This is a genomic window from Segatella hominis, from assembly GCF_019249725.2.
Lineage (GTDB): Bacteria > Bacteroidota > Bacteroidia > Bacteroidales > Bacteroidaceae > Prevotella.
Map to the genome: position 1 here is coordinate 3,607,989 of NZ_CP137559.1, position 16,164 is coordinate 3,624,152.

The following is a 16,164-nucleotide window of genomic DNA, read 5'->3' on the forward strand; positions in this document are numbered from 1 at the left end:
ATTAATAGATGATCGTATGAATTCAACATTCAAATCATATAATTACAAGTTGTTTGTCGCAGGTCTTGTGGCTTTGGCTCCATTGAGTGCCGATGCCAAGACGGCGCCAGCAGACGAAACCGACTCGCTGAACGCTGACAAGGAGATGGTTCAAGTGGCTTACCGCCAGGTGGCTAAGGATGAACTCCTCGGTGGTGTCTCTGTGGTCGATGTAGAGGACTTGATGAAGAAAGACTACCATACCTATAGCCTTGACAACATGCAAGCGTTGGTAGGTGGTTGGAATGGCAACTCACTCTGGGCACAGGATGCCAACAACGCAGGCTACTTAGTCTTGGTGGATGGCGTGCCACGTGAGGCAACCAATGTACTTCCTTCAGAGATTTCTCAGATTACTTTCCTCAAGGGTGCTCAGGCTGTGGTACTCTATGGTAGCAAGGCTGCCAAGGGTGCTATCCTCATCACCACCAAGCGAGGTAAGGTGGATGGCATCAAGGTAGATGTCACTGCCAATACAGGCTGGTATGTAGCCAAGTCTTATCCTGAGTATCTTAGCTCAGCTGAGTACATGACCTTATATAATAAGGGACGTGCCAGCGATGGCTTGTCTCCTCTCTATAAGGACGAGATTTATGACTTCGGTGCTGGCGATAATCCTTACCGTTATCCTAATGTGGATTACTACTCTTCTGATTACATCAGAAAGGCATACAACCGCTCTGAGGCTACTGCTGAGATTGAGGGTGGTGGCAAGCGTGCTCACTTCTACAGCAACATCAACTTCTATCGAGTAGGTGATGTCTTCAAGTTTGGTGAGGCTAAACACAACCATACCAACCGTTTCAATGTACGTGGTAACGTAGATGTCAACATCAGCGATGATATCAAGGCTTATGTCAATGCCAATGCTACATTCTATGATGCAAGCTCTGCCAAGGGTAACTATTGGTCAACTGCCGCTTCTATGCGTCCAAACTATCCACAGAATGCAGCTCCATTGATACCAATTGATTATATCTCTCCATCGGCAACCAATGCCTGGGCTTTGATCAACAATGCCAACTTGATAGATGGTAAGTACTTCTTGGCAGGTAGCCAGGAGAACTCTACCCATATCTTTGGTGACATCTATTCAGCTGGTAAGACTAAATATACAAGCCGCCAGTTCCAGTTCGACACAGGTATCAAGATCAACTTAGCGAAGTTACTCAAGGGCTTGTCCTTCGAGACAAAGTTTGCAGTCGATTACGCCACCTCTTATAATACCTCTTTCGACAATAATTATGCGGTGTATATCCCAACTTGGGCAAACATCAATGGTAAGGATGAAATCGTAAGCTTGAAGAAGGAAGGCGATGACAAGCATCCTGGTGTACAGAACATCAGTAATAGTGTGGATAACCAGACGATGCTCTTCTCTGCGCAGTTCAACTATCAGAATACATTCAGCAAGGTGCATAACCTTTCTGCCATGTTGATTGCCTCTGGTTTCCAGCAGACCAAGTCGGCTGTTTATCACAAGAACTCAAGTGCCAACCTAGCTTTGGATGCGTCTTACAACTACGCCCAGAAGTACTATCTCGACTTCGGTATGGCAGCCATCCATTCAGCACAGTTGGCTCCAGGACATCGCGAGGCTCTTTCACCTTCCTTGACATTGGGTTGGAGATTGAAGAATGAGAATTTCTTGAAGGACAGCAAGGTGGTGGATGATATGATGATCAGTGCATCCTACAGCGACATCAAGCAAGATATAGACTTTGCTGTTAATGACCAGCGTTATTATCTCTATATGCCAGCTTGGAGCCAGACTTACGGATATGCTTGGGCTGATGGTGGTACCAACCAATATGCCTATTCTACCAAAGGTGGAAATAATGACTTGGGATTTATCAGCCGTAAGGAGTTCTCAGTCAACTTCCGTACATCTTTGTGGCAGAAATTGCTGACCTTGGATGCCAACTTCTTCGTAACGACAACCGATGGCTTGTTGGTTTCCAATCCAACTTACTATCCATCTTACTTGAGTAATGGTTATCCTACAGGTGGTTTCATTCCTGTGGTCAACTTCAATGCCGACCGTCGTACAGGTTTCGACTTTGCGTTGACAGCCAACAAGAAGTTTGGTGAGGTAGATTTGGCACTCGGTGTAACCGGTACTTATTATACTACCAAGGCCACCAAGCGTGACGAGGTCAACCTCTATGATTATCAGAATCGTCAAGGAAAGGTACTCGATGGCATCTGGGGATTCAAGACCGCAGGCATTTTCCAGAGTAAGGAAGAGATAGCTGAGTGGGCTGACCAGAGCAAACTGGGTAATGAAGTGAAGCCTGGTGACTTGAAGTACATCGACCAGAATGGTGACAACGTCATCGACTCCAACGATATGGTATATCTCGGCAAGGGTGGCTGGTATGGTTCTCCATTCACAATGGGTATCAACTTCACCGCCAAGTGGAAGGGATTCACCTTCTTCGCCTTGGGAACTGCCAACTTCGGGGCATACGCATCTAAGTTGTCTTTGGGTGACTACTTCAAGACAGAGGGTGACGTGAAGTACTCTGAGATTGCACGTGATGCTTGGACACCAGAGAACGCTACGACAGCTCTCTATCCACGCTTGGCTTCTAAGTCAACCAACAACTATCAGACCTCTGATTTTTGGTTGTACAAGACCGATGCGTTCCGTTTGGCTAAGGTTCAGGTTACATATGACTTGCCAAGTCGCTTGTTCCAGAAGACTTGGGTGAAGTCTCTTTCAGCCTTTGTCAGTGGTTCCAATCTGTTGACTATCTCTGGCAACCGCAAGTGGTTGGAGATGTCAGTAGGTCAAGCTCCTCAGACACGTTATTATAATATAGGTGTCAAGGCATCATTCTAATAACTCATAAAAACGAATTAAGATGAAAATTAAGAATATTATATTATTGGCTGCGCTCTCCTTGTCGTTGGCATCTTGCTCCGACTTGTTTGAGCCTGCCGAGGAGAATAACCGAGGTGTAGAGGCGATGCTTAAGGAGCCTACATTTGCACAAGGTCTCTTGGGCTATGCCTATTCTCATCTGCCATATTCCAATTCGAGCGAGACGGACATTGCCACCGATGATGCAGTGACCAATGATTTGGCTAGCACTTACTCGAAAATGGCGCAAGGTGCTTGGGCTGCTAACAACGACCCAATGAGCCAATGGAATGGTCGCCGTTCTGTTATCCAGTACCTGAACCAATTTCTTGCTATCGCTGACAACGTGAAATGGGCAGATGATCCTATTGCTGCCAAGGTGTTCGCTGAGAGCCGTAAGGGTGAGGCTTATGCTTTGAGAGCTTTGAATCTTTATTATCTCGTTCAGGCTCATGCTGGTTGGTCTGAGGATGGTGAACTCTTGGGTGTGCCATTGTCAACCACTGTGGAAGATGCCAACACCGACTTCAATCAGTCTCGTGCTACCTTCCAACAGTGCATCGACCAAATTAACTCCGACTTGGATGAGGCTATCAAGTTGTTGCCTCTCGACTACAAGCAGCACTCAGAGTCTGAGGTTCCTGCTTACTATAAGGAGTTGGGTGCTTCTTTGAGCGTCTATGACCGTGTGTTCGGTGAGCACTTGGCTGGTCGTATCAGTGGTCGTATCGCAGAGGCTATCCGTGCGCAGGTTGCCTTGATGGCATCTAGCGAGGCTTACAAGGGTGGCAGTGATGTTACACCTGCCAATGCTGCCGACGCTGCAGCCACGGTTCTCGACCGCATCGGTGGTGTCTCAGGTATGGCTGCCAACGGTAACACCTGGTACACGAATAAGGATGAAATCAAGAAGTTGAAGTCGGGTGCTGTTCCTGCTGAAATCATTTGGCGTAGTAATGTCAATGAGGGTAAGGAAGATTATGACCTCGGTGTTATCCAAGAGAAGAACAATTTCCCTCCTACACTCTACGGAAAGGGTCGCATCAATCCAACTCAGAACTTGGTGGATGCCTTCCCTATGGCGAATGGTTATCCTATCACAGATGAGGAGAATAGTGACTTTGATGACATTGATCCTTATAGCAATCGTGACCCACGTCTCGACCTCTATATCATCCACAATGGTTCAGAGTACAAGGGCAAGACCATCAACACGACAGCAACTGGAGAAACCAATGACGGTCTCAATAAGATTAGTACCTCTACTCGTACAGGTTACTATCTGAAGAAGTTGCTTCGTGACGACTGTAGCGCAGACCCTAACAACCTCAATGCACAGCCTCACTACAATGCCTACATCCGTTACACCGAGATTTTCTTGGATTACGCTGAGGCAGCCAACGAGGCTTGGGGACCAAAGGGTAAAGGTACTCACAACTATTCTGCTTACGATGTCATCAAGGCTATCCGCCAACGTGCTGGCATCACCGATACTGGCTACCTCGATGAATGTGCAGAAGATCAGGCAAAGATGCGTGAGTTGATTCGCAATGAGCGTCGTATCGAACTCTGCTTCGAGAATCACCGCTTCTGGGATCTCCGCCGTTGGAAGGCTAACATTGCCGAGACAGCCAAGGGTGTCAACGTAACCGAGGTAGATGGTATTCCTACATTCGAAGAAATCGATGTAGAGACAAGAAATTATAGCGATTATATGTATTATGGTCCTATCCCACAAAGTGAGATGCTCAAGTGGAGTAACTTGAAGCAGAACAAGGGCTGGAATGTAAAGAACAACGACTAATATTAAATAAGATTAATTATGAAAGTGAAGAAAATCTTAGCTATGGCTGTCATGGGAATCTTGGCACTCGGTTTCTCCTCTTGCGAGAACGGTGATGCAGACTTCCCTGATTACGAGGGTGGTGTCAATGTATATTTCGCCCATCAGTTCCTAGACCGCACCGTGGTCTTGGGTGATGCTGAGACCCTCAACACCACAGACGATAACAACCATATCATCCGTATCGTCTCCACAATGGGTGGTGCTCGTAATGGCAAGAACATCACCTTGAAGGTGGCTGTCGATGAGTCTCTCTGTGACAACCTCTTCTTCGAGGACGGCGTGACTCCAGTGAAGCCAATGCCTACCAACTACTACACCTTGGATGGCAATACCATCAACTATAATGGTGAGATGCTCGGCAGACTGAAGGTGAAGTTGGAGGATGCGTTCTTCGCAGACCCAGAGTGCGTCAAGGGTTCTTATGTGATTCCTGTTCGTATCTTGGAGCAGGTGGGAGCTGACTCTATCCTGAGTGGTAAGCCTATGGTAGATGGTGAGACTCCTTCTAGAACAAACTTGGAGGCTTGGTCAAAAACTCCTCAGGATTATGTACTCTACAAGGTAAAGTACATGAACCCTTGGGAGGGCTTCTATCTCCGTCGTGGTACTGATAAGATTACCGAGAATGGTCAGACCAAGGAGGAAACTCGTCAAGGTGCTTCCATCGAGAAGGATGAGGTTTGCCAGATTACCACCAAGAGCTTGACAGAGGCTCTCTTCCCTGTCTCAGTGAGCAAGGTGGAAGGTAAAAATGAAGATGGCAGCGATAAGATTGTGAAATACACCTGCAACTTGAAACTTACTTTTGACAATGATGGCAATGTCACTGTATCTTCTGATACCGAGGGCATGACAGCCACAGGTTCTGGCAAGTTTGAGAAGAAGGCAGCCAAGTTGGCTTGGGGTAACAAGGATCGTGACTTGCTCACTCTCAACTACAAGGTTGATTTCGGTTGTGGCATCACGATGGAGACCAGCGACCAGTTTGTCGCTCAGACTCGTGGCGACATCAACGGTATCGTCACCTTCAATACTAAATATGTTCAGCAGTAAGATGCTGGATGGGTATCATTCTAATTAGATTTTATCATGAATAAGAATAAATTAAAGATGAGCCTAGGGTTGTTGGCTGTCTTGGCTTTGAGTTCTTGTGCTGATGACAAGTTCTCAGAATATAGGACGGATATGACCAAGGACTTGAAAGAATATCAGTATCTCAACAATTACGAACCATTGAAGAAGTATGTTGAAGATATGAAAAGTGCAGGTAAGTGCAATCCCGACTTTAAGTTGGGAATTGCACTCTCCGCATCAGACTTTGCCGAACAGGGTGTCGTGTATTGCTTGGCTGGTAGCAACTTCGACGAGATGACCGCCGGCAATGCTATGAAGTATGCTTCTTGTGTGGACAACAAGGGTGTGATGAACTTTGATAATGTCAGTTCCTTTGTTGCCAATGCCAAGGATGCAGGTTTGACCATCTATGGTCATACGCTCGCTTGGCACTCTCAGCAGAACAACAAGTACCTCAACTCTTTGATTGCCGATAAGGAAATCAAGGTGGATCCTAGCCAAAAGGTAGATAAGGTGGATTATGAACTCGACTGCTCTACGCTTTCTAGGTATAGTTGGACGGGCGCTCCTGCTACTGTTACTACTGAGTGGAACAAGGATGGAGCGATGGTTATCACCAATCCAAAGGCTGTAGATCCTTGGTATAATCTTCAATATTGGTTGGTCAATGGTATTACGTTGACCGAAGGCAAGGAGTATAAGATGACCATCGAGTGTAAGGCTGAAGGCAAAGAAGATGCCAATATCCGCTTTAAGCTTGGTGACTGGGGTGGGGGATTCTCCAAGAACTTCTCCATTCCTGTAGGCAAGGGTTATCAGAAGATTGAGTTCAATGTGACTCCTACGATGGCTAGCAATGGTCTCTTCTTCCAGCATGGTGACTTCGTAGGTAAGATTTACTGGAAGTCTGTTACCATCTCTCATTCAGAGGCTCCTGTGATGGAGGTTGAGAAGGAAGTTTGCAGCCAGAGCTATACTGATGGTCCTTTCCCATTCTATGCAATGGGATGTGAGCCTCCTGTAGTAAATGGTGCCATTCACTTTGTACCAACAGGCACTTGGTCACAGTTCTTCATCAGCCCTGGAAGCAACAATCATTTGGATGCAGGCAACTATGTCGCTTATCTCGACTTGACTTCATCTGCTGATGCTTCAGGCGTACAGTTGACCGCTCAGAATGGATGGGGTGGTTCGGATCAGCAGCTGACAGTGAATGTACCTGTTAAGGCAGGTCGCAACAATATCAAGTTGAACCTTCCTGAGGTTGAGGGTGGCAAGTATGATTTCATCTTGAAGCCTCAGACTGCTGATGCTACCTTGGATGTTCATGGATTGAGTATCTGCAAGGTGACGAAGATGAACTCCATTCCTCTCACTGAAGAGGAGAAGAAGGATACCTTAACTTGGGCAATGGGCAAGTGGATTGATGGTATGATGGAGGCTACTGATGGTTATGTTACATCTTGGGATGTTGTGAACGAGGCCCTTTCTGGTGCCGATAAAGATGGTGATGGCAAGTACGACTTGCAGTCTGCTAAACGAGGCAACGTTTCAGCTGACGATGCAAAGAACAATTTCTACTGGCAGGATTATCTCGGCGACATCGACTATGTTCGCACAGCCGTGGCTGATGCTCGCAAGAGTTTTGCCGCCCATAATGGTGACCCTGAGAAATTGAAACTCTTCATCAATGATTATAACTTGGAGAGCGATTGGGACGACAATGGCAAGTTGAGAAGTTTGATTCAGTGGATCAAGGATTGGGAGGCTGATGGCGTGACCAAGATTGATGGTATCGCATCTCAGATGCATATCTCTTGCTATGCTGATCCTAACACTCAGAAAACTAAGAAAGATCATATCGTCAAGATGTTGGAGTTGATGGCTAAAAGTGGCAAGCTTTGCAAGATTTCTGAACTTGATATGGGTTATGTTGATGCCGCTGGCAATTCTGTAACTTATGATCAGATGACCGAGGAACAACACAAGGAAATGCGTGACCTCTACACCTTCGTTCTCCAGAAGTACTTCGAGATTATTCCTGCTGCTCAGCAGTATGGTATCACTCAGTGGTGTGCTACAGATTCTCCTAAGGATTCAGGTTGGCGCAAGGGTGAGCCTACAGGTCTCTGGGATCTCAAATATCTTCGCAAGCATACCTATGCAGGTTTCGCTGCTGGTCTTGGCGCTCCTGAATATTGGAAGGAAGCCAAGTAATTACTCTAAAAGACATTAGTTTTAGGTTTTATCATACAAAGATTAACCGAAAAAAATGTTAGTCGTTAAGGTTGGCTGTGTTGTGATGACACGGTCAACCTTTTTGCGTTTTTTTAACATTTGGGGAATCTGGAATATTTTGGGTAAAAACATTTGGGGAATCTGGAACATTTTGGGCAAAAACATTTGGGGAATCTGGAACATTTTGGGCAAAAACATTTGGGGAATCTGGAATATTTTGTATCTTTGCACTCAAAATCAAAATGTTATGGCAAATATTGTGTTTGAAAGAAAAATATATGATAAGATGCTTGCTTGGAAGCAAGAGCGTCAGGGGAAGTCTGCGCTTCTTATCAAGGGAGCAAGACGCATAGGAAAATCTACTATAGTGCGTACTTTTGCTGAGCGAGAGTACAAAAGCTATATATTGATTGATTTCTCTATGGCTTCAAAGGCTGTTACAGATCTTTTTGAAGATTTAATGAATTTAGATTTTATCTTTCTTCGCCTTCAGTCTATTTATCAGGTGGTCTTGGAGAAGCGAAAGTCTGTGATTATTTTTGATGAAGTGCAACTTTGTCCTAAGGCTCGCCAAGCTATTAAACATCTAGTGGCTGATGGTAGATACGATTATATAGAGACGGGTTCTCTAATTAGTATAAAAAAGAATGTAGCTAATATTATCATCCCAAGTGAAGAGACGCGTTTGGAAATGTATCCAATGGACTTTGAGGAATTTTGCTGGGCTTTAGGGGATAAAGTTACGATGCCCTTGCTCAAACAATTTTTTGATTCACGGATCCCTTTGGAAGCTGCTCATAGAGAAACTATGCGTCGGCTTCGCCTTTATATGCTTGTTGGTGGAATGCCACAAGCTGTAAAAGAATATCTTGAAACGAATAATCTTAGTAAGACGGATGCTGTGAAAAGGGAAATTTTGGAACTCTATTTGGATGATTTTAGAAAGATCGACAATAGTGGACGAGCAGCTAAACTTTTTGCTAATATACCTGCTCAGCTGAATAATAATGCATCTAGATACCAAGTAGCTAGTGTGTTGGATGATTCTGAACGTAAGAACATAATGGGTATATTGGAGGAGATGAAGGATAGTATGGTTGTAAATTTTGCCTATCATGCCAATGATCCGAATGTAGGTCTGGCTCTTCATAGTGATGGTAATTTCTATAAAATGTTTACGGCAGATACGGGGCTTTTTGTGACTCTCGCCTTTTGGGACAAAGATCATACTGAAAATATTATTTATGAAAAGCTTTTGAGTGATAAGCTGAGTAGTGATATGGGATATGTATATGAGAATCTTGTAGCGCAGATGTTAGTAGCTTCTGGCAATAAACTTTATTATTATACTTTCCCTCATGCCACTAGCCATAAAAGTTATGAAGTGGATTTCCTTCTTTCAAGAGGAAAGAAAATTTATCCGATAGAGGTGAAATCCTCAGGATATAATACTCATAAGTCACTAGACGAGTTTTGTGCTAAATATTCTGATCGAATAGATAAGAGATATCTCTTGTATACAAAGGATTTGAAGAAAGATGGACAAACGCTCCTCTTACCGATTTATATGACTCCTTTGTTGTGATTTCCTCTTCAAATAGGTTTGATGGTGTATCATTTTCGTTATAATGTTGGCTATCAAACCTATTTGGTACTTCTCACAAAGTATTTGTTATACCACGCAGAGTCTTTTTCAGCCTTTTCTGTTACTTTTGCCATCAGATTAGAGAAACAACTCAATCTTATAACATGATTTATTAACTTAATAACAAATTGTAAAGCTTATGAAAAAGTTATTTACTTTGATTGTAGCAGCTTTCATGGCTGTAAGTGTGAATGCTCAGACAGAGACTCCTCTTGTTTTGGGTGGTGGCTGGAATGCCGGTTTTGCCGGCGATGCTGATGTTTATGACTTCACTATCTCCAAGCAGTGGGGTGCAGCAGAGTTTGCCTGCAACGTCAACTCTGCAGATTATCCTAAGTATATCCTCGAGTTCGAAGAGCCGCTTCCTGCCAACTGCCAGGTAAACTATACTTGGAAGGCTTCTGCTGATGCTGAAGGCGATCCAACTCCTGCTTATGGTCGTGCTGTGGGCGATGGAACTACCAAGAAGTTTGAGCTTTCTTTCGACCAGGAGCATCCTTACATCGTAGGTGTAAGCGTGCAGCATACCGATGAAGAGGAAGTGAACCTGAAGGTGAAGAAGCTGACTCTGGTGGGTGCCGACGCTACTGAAAAGAAAATTGATGCCACCTTCACAGGTTGGGCTGGTACTGATAACACCGCAACTTATAAGGGTGTAGTTTCTTTTGATAAACTGTACCAGCAGCTTGCTATCAATGGCTTGGATGGCAAGAGCAATGTTACAGTCAAGGTGAAACTGGCTGAGCCAACTCCAAATGTTCAGATGTGTGTAGATTACGAGGATAAGACATCTGAGTGGCCTTCATTCAACGGCAGCGATGAGATTACTTTCACCACCAAGGAAGGTGTAGCCATCAAGACCGTGGGTATCCAGTATATCGACCCAGAAAATAATCCAGCAAAGGTTTCTGTGCTCGGTGCCTGGTTGGTTGATACAACTACCGGCATTTCTAAGGTAGAGAATCTGAAGGTTGCTCAGGATGGCAAGTGCTTCAACCTCGCTGGTCAGCAGGTAGCCAAGGGTTACAAGGGTATCGTGATCAAGAATGGTAAAAAGATGGTTATCAAGTAACAGATGAAGCGACTTTCAATGCTCGCATCTCTCCTCATGGTTTTGTGCCTCCAGATGGCGGCACAGACCTGGGAAGAGGTGAAAGTGGGGACTTCTATTCGCAAGACCCTCACTTATGTACCAAAGAATGTAGAGAAATCACCAGCCTTGGTGATTTCTCTTCATGGTATGAATCAAGACCCAGAGTATCAGCAGAAACAGACGCAATGGAATGCGCTGGCCGATACCGAGGGTTTTATTGTTACCTATCCGCTGGGTAATAACAGAATGTGGGATACCGGCGGTACGGGTGATGTGAAGTTTGTGGAGGCTATCATGAAGGATATGGAGCTGAAGCACAATGTGGATAAGAACCGCATCTATCTCTCGGGTTTCTCTATGGGTAGCTGGCTGGGTTATCATTGCCTGGAAACTCTTGGCGATAAAATTGCCGCTTTCGGACCAGTGAGCGGTGTGGATATCGGTAAGCAGCCTAAAGCTAACCGCAAGGTGCCTATCATGCATATTCACGGAACCGCTGATGATGTGTTCAAATATACGGGCGATCCTTCTCACATGGCTGGCGGTTATCCTAGCATTGAGGAATATGTAAAGAAGTGGGCTGCCTACGAAGGTTGCGATGTAAGCAATCCGCAGGTAATCCGTCCTTATCCTGCCGGCAGCACAGGTCCCAAAGCTACACGTACTATATATAATAATGTGAACGATGGAGTAGAGGTGAACCTGATTGCCATCGACGGCAAGGGCCACTGGCATTCCAACGAAGCAAACGGTGTGAACTCTACCAAGGAACTCTGGAACTTCTTCAAGCATCATCAGTTGAACCAGCCTTCGGTACCTGTGGAAAACCGCAACTATTTCATCCGTTACGAGAGTACTGTGGGCGAGAACCTCTGGGACCGTCAGGCTATCTACACCTTGCCAAAGGCTTTGGAGAAGGGTGCCAAGTATACGCTGACCATGAAGATGAGAACTTCAGCAGATTGCGCTGAACTGGGATTCTGGCCTATCTGGAATGCAAGCGACCACAAGAACCAGTGGGGTGGAAGTGATGATGTGCAGTATCTGGCAGCCTATCATGTAGAGGCTGGCGACTGGAAGACGCTGACCTGGGATTTCACAGCCAACTTCACCTTGGATACCTTCCAGTTTGTATTTGGCAAATACGGTGGTACACTCGATATTGACGACATGGTGTTGGTGAAGGAAGGAACATCAGAGAATCTGATAGCCAACGCCGATTTCTCAGCCCGCAATATTCAGGGCTGGAGCACCAACTGGAATGGTCCAAGCTATTTTCTTGCCAACGAAGCCTATGCATCAACAGGCATCGAGAAGCCAGCTGTGGCAACCATGATGAAATCTGCGGATAAGGCATACTACACTCTTCAAGGTGTGAAGGTTATTCGTCCTACCAAGGGTATCTATATCCATGGTGGTAAGAAAATCTTGATTAAAGAATAAACAATTATAAATAAAAAACTGAACGAAATGAATAAATTATCATTCGTGGCATCAATGCTGATGATGTGCCTCCCGATGACGATGATGGCACAGAAAAACGGGGCGAAGGCGCAGGATAAGCCCGACCCAAACTTTCAGATTTATCTCTGCTTCGGACAGTCGAACATGGAGGGAAATGCCAATATCGAAGACATCGACCGAACAGGTGTGAATCCAAGATTCATGGCAATGTATGCCGTGGATGATGAAAAGGCTGGATGGAAAAAGGGACAGTGGCATACCGCAGTCCCTCCGCAGGCAAGACCAACCACTGGCCTTACTCCTGTAGATTATTTCGGAAGAAAGATGGTTGACAATCTGCCCGACAGCATCAAGGTGGGAACCATCACCGTGGCTGTGGGCGGTGCCAGCATTGACCTCTTCGACAAGCGCACCTGCAAGGCGTACCTGAAGAAGCAGCCCGACTGGATGAAGAACTTCGCTTCCCAGTATAACGGCAATCCATACGCCCGACTTATCGAGCTTGCCAAGATAGCCCAGAAGCAGGGTGTCATCAAGGGAATCCTGCTGCATCAGGGAGAAACCAACAATGGTGATGTCAACTGGCCTAACCGTGTGAAGACCGTGTATAACGATATTCTGAAAGAGTTGCACCTGAAGGCTGAGGATGTGCCGCTGCTTGTGGGTGAGACTGTTCGGCAAGACCAGGGCGGAATCTGCTGGAAGCATATCGCCATTGTGGATGATATCGCCAAGACCATCCCTACTGCCCACGTCATCTCTTCCAAGGGATGTCCGCAGCGTGGCGATGGTCTGCATTTCATTGCCGAAAGCTATCGCACCATGGGTAAGCGTTATGCCAACATGATGCTCTCGCTGCTCGGCATCATTCCGGATGCCAATTATCCACGTGTGGATAAAGACCGCCGTGCCTACGTCAAGCTCCATGCACCGGAAGCAAAGCAGGTTATCTTTGATATCTGCGGAAAGAAGTATCCGATGAAGAAGGATTTCGACGGCGACTGGTATGGTGTTTCAGACCCATTGGTAGTGGGCTTCCACTATTATTTCCTGAACGTGGATGGTGTACAGGTAGTAGATCCTGCAAGCGAAACTTATTTCGGCTGCTGCCGGGAGGCGAGTGGTCTGGAGGTTCCTGAGGGAGCCGAAGGCAACTACTATCGTCCTCAGCAGGGAGTGGCACAGGGTCAGGTTCGTTCGGTATCTTACTATGCTGCATCTCAGGGCAAGTTCCGCAGAGCCATGGTTTATACCCCTGCAGAATATGAAACCAATCAGAACAAGCGCTATCCTGTGCTCTATCTGCAGCACGGAATGGGAGAGGACGAGACGGGCTGGAGCCATCAGGGCTATATGCAGCACATCATGGACAATCTCATTGCCGAAGGGAAGGCAGAGCCTATGATTGTGGTGATGGAGAGCGGCGATGTAAAGCAGCCTTTCGTGCCACGTCCTGGCAAGGATGTAGATGAGGAGCGCAAGCATTATGGAGAATCTTTCTACGATGTCATCATCAAAGATCTGATTCCGATGGTAGACCAAAAGTTCCGCACCTATACCGACAGAGAGCATCGTGCGATGGCTGGCTTGTCGTGGGGCGGTTGCCAGACTTTCAACACCGTGTTGCCGAACTTGGATAAGTTCTCAGCCTTGGGAACTTTCAGCGGTGCACTTTTCGGTGTGGATGTCAAGACCTGCTTCAACGGCGTTTTTGCCGATGCAGCAAAGTTCAACAGCCAGATAAACTATATGTTCATGGGCTGCGGTTCAGAAGAGAACTTCGGCACGGAGAAGATGGCGAAGGAATTGAAGGACCTGGGCATCAAGCTTGATGTCTATGTTTCACCTGGTACTCATCATGAGTGGCTCACCTGGCGCCGCTGTCTGAAGGAATTTGTGCCACATCTGTTCAAGTAACAAGACAGGAAATCAATAAGGTAATATAAAAGAAATCCCGACACTGCCTGGCAGTTTCGGGATTTCTTTTTGTTATATTTCTAATATCTTATGTTTCTTTTTGCTTTTTTTTATGTTTCGCAAAGTAATTGTAACATAAAAGAAAGTCATTTAACGAAATTATTATTAATTTTGCAGCGTGCTTTGCAAAAAGTAAGTTTTTACTGAACACGTACAATCATGAACTAATAAAATAACAATTTTAATCTATTCTCTTACGAGGAACTTAAAAAAGATTGAAAAGCCGTTAGCATTGCTATCCTTTCTCTGTTTATTCCCAGCAGGAATGTCGGCTCAGAGTATTGTAAAAGGAGTAGTTACAGATCCAAGTGGTGAACCTGTCATTGGTGCTACAGTGAAAGCTGCAGGCAGCAAGCTGGGTGTGATTACTGATTTGGATGGTAAGTTTAGCATTGATGCTGCACCTGATGCAACATTGACTATTACCTATGTGGGTATGGAGCCTAAGACCGTGAAAGCTCAGGCTGGTAAAACGCTTACCATTACCTTGAAGGATGATGCTAAAGTTCTGAATGATGTCGTTGTCATCGGTTATGGCGTTCAGAAGAAGAGCGACCTGACAGGTGCAGTTGCATCTATCAAGAGCGATGACATCAAGGGCTTGTCAGCTACCGATGCCGGTGCTGCCCTCCAGGGTAAGGCTGCCGGTGTACAGATTATCAACTCGGGTGGTCCGGGTGAGGCTGCCGATATCCGTGTGCGTGGTTATTCTTCAAACAGTGGAAATATCAGTCCATTGCTCATTGTTGATGGTCTGAAGGTGGATAACATCCAGTACCTGGATCCATCTATGATCGAGAGCATTGAGGTATTGAAGGATGCCGCTTCTGCTGCCATCTATGGTGCACAGGCTGGTAATGGTGTCGTTATCATTACTACCAAGACGGGTGCTGCCAATGGCGGTAAGGCTCAGATCTCTTACAGTAGCAAGTTCACCATCCAGTCGTTGGGAAAGAGGGCTGATATCTTTGATGCTCCTGAGTATATTGAGTATCATAAGTACTTGGGTGATATTGATGATGCCTTGCTCCAGAAAAACGGTTATAATGGACAGAATACCAACTGGTATGACGAGGTGTTTGAGAATTCCTTGGCTCACCAGCATAGTCTCACCTTGCAGGCAAGTAACGGTAAGGGACGTTTCCTCGCCAGCCTGAATATCCTGAACAATGATGGTATCGTTAAAGGTAGCAAGGATACTTATAAGCGTTTCACTGGTCAGATCAATGCCGACTATGATATCTATAAGTGGTTGAACGTGACTACTAATACATCTTTTGAAAAGTGGAAGACCAAAGGTGTAACTAAAGGTTATGGTTCATTGCTGAACTCTGTGGTTTCTATCGATCCTTTGACTCCACCTTATATCAGTAATGTGGAGGATTTGGCTCCTGGCATGAAGGCACAGGTAGAAGCCGGTGGCCCAGTTCCTAGAGATCCAAGCCATAACAATGACTTCTATGGTACTTCTAAATATGTAGATGATGCTACTGGTAACCCTCTCTATCAGCGCGACCGTCATGACACATGGAATTCTGGTATCAATGTACGTGGTACCGTTGCTGCCAATATCAAGCCATTCAAGGGCTTTACATTTACTTCTCGCTTAGGTTATCGTATCACTCAGAGTAACTATCATAACTACGAGACTCCATATTGGTTATCATCTATGGCACATAGTGAAAACTATACCATTGCAGCGAATACCAATAATGGTTTGTACTATCAGTGGGAGAACTTTGCCAACTATATGAATACATTCGGCAAGCATACAGTGGGTGCGATGGCAGGTATGTCGTTTACCAAGAATCATTGGGATAATAGTTCCATCAGTTCTACAGGAGGTAACATACTCTCATATTATGAGCCAAACTTCCGTTACATCGACTACTTGTTGGCTGATGCAGCCAAGATGTAGGTAA

The 16,164-nt window shown here is 45.5% G+C and carries 9 protein-coding genes; all 9 read left to right on the top strand.

Annotated features, from left to right (window positions below; translation table 11 throughout):
- Positions 1–16: 16 nt before the first annotated feature.
- The 9 genes from KUA50_RS14700 (at position 17) to KUA50_RS14740 (ending at position 16,160) form a co-directional block, all read left to right on the top strand.
- On the top strand, positions 17–2,884 hold the full coding sequence (locus tag KUA50_RS14700; RefSeq protein ID WP_218456437.1) for a SusC/RagA family TonB-linked outer membrane protein: 2,868 nt from the start codon (positions 17–19) through the stop codon (positions 2,882–2,884).
- Between the two features lie 22 nt (positions 2,885–2,906).
- On the top strand, positions 2,907–4,709 hold the full coding sequence (locus KUA50_RS14705; RefSeq protein ID WP_218456436.1) for a RagB/SusD family nutrient uptake outer membrane protein: 1,803 nt from the start codon (positions 2,907–2,909) through the stop codon (positions 4,707–4,709).
- Positions 4,710–4,727: 18 nt separating this feature from the next.
- Positions 4,728–5,804 (top strand): DUF5627 domain-containing protein, encoded by a 1,077-nt coding sequence (locus tag KUA50_RS14710; RefSeq protein WP_218456435.1) that lies wholly within the window; start codon positions 4,728–4,730, stop codon positions 5,802–5,804.
- 36 nt (positions 5,805–5,840) lie between these two features.
- Positions 5,841–8,042 (top strand): endo-1,4-beta-xylanase, encoded by a 2,202-nt coding sequence (locus tag KUA50_RS14715; protein ID WP_218456434.1) that lies wholly within the window; start codon positions 5,841–5,843, stop codon positions 8,040–8,042.
- A 268-nt stretch (positions 8,043–8,310) separates the two neighbouring features.
- Positions 8,311–9,648: an ATP-binding protein gene (locus KUA50_RS14720; protein ID WP_218414395.1), complete on the top strand. Its 1,338-nt coding sequence runs from the start codon at positions 8,311–8,313 to the stop codon at positions 9,646–9,648.
- Between the two features lie 199 nt (positions 9,649–9,847).
- Entirely contained in the window at positions 9,848–10,780 is a 933-nt protein-coding gene (locus KUA50_RS14725) for a hypothetical protein (protein ID WP_218456433.1), read from the top strand.
- 3 nt (positions 10,781–10,783) lie between these two features.
- Complete coding sequence (locus KUA50_RS14730; RefSeq protein ID WP_218456432.1) at positions 10,784–12,244, top strand: alpha/beta hydrolase family esterase; 1,461 nt, start codon at positions 10,784–10,786, stop codon at positions 12,242–12,244.
- A 63-nt stretch (positions 12,245–12,307) separates the two neighbouring features.
- On the top strand, positions 12,308–14,182 hold the full coding sequence (locus KUA50_RS14735) for a sialate O-acetylesterase (RefSeq protein WP_218456468.1): 1,875 nt from the start codon (positions 12,308–12,310) through the stop codon (positions 14,180–14,182).
- A 325-nt stretch (positions 14,183–14,507) separates the two neighbouring features.
- Complete coding sequence (locus tag KUA50_RS14740; RefSeq protein ID WP_256624183.1) at positions 14,508–16,160, top strand: SusC/RagA family TonB-linked outer membrane protein; 1,653 nt, start codon at positions 14,508–14,510, stop codon at positions 16,158–16,160.
- Positions 16,161–16,164: the final 4 nt, after the last annotated feature.